The organism is Mycobacterium persicum (assembly GCF_002086675.1).
GTDB lineage: Bacteria > Actinomycetota > Actinomycetes > Mycobacteriales > Mycobacteriaceae > Mycobacterium > Mycobacterium persicum.
Map to the genome: position 1 here is coordinate 1 of NZ_MVIF01000377.1, position 229 is coordinate 229.

Below are 229 nucleotides of genomic sequence, written 5' to 3' on the forward strand. Positions count from 1 at the left end.
CCGCCCGCTCCGGCGCGGCCGCGCGGCCCGGCGCCGCTCCTCCCGGTGCCCTGGTTGCCGCTTCCCTGGTTCCCGCTGCCGGTGTTACCGCTTCCGATGTTGTTGGCGCCGAGGTTTCCGTCGCCCTGGTTTCCGCTGCCCTGGTTGCCGCTGCCGGAATTTGCGATGCCGGAGTTGCCGATGCCGGCGAGCGCAACGCCCGCGGAACCGAGGCCCGCGGGGGCGAGGC

Annotated in this window: 1 protein-coding gene; it reads right to left on the reverse strand. The window is 74.7% G+C overall.

Annotated elements, in window-relative coordinates:
* Positions 1-229, reverse strand: a 229-nt coding sequence (locus BST40_RS28840) for a pentapeptide repeat-containing protein (RefSeq protein ID WP_208618987.1), incomplete at both ends; no start/stop codon positions are given.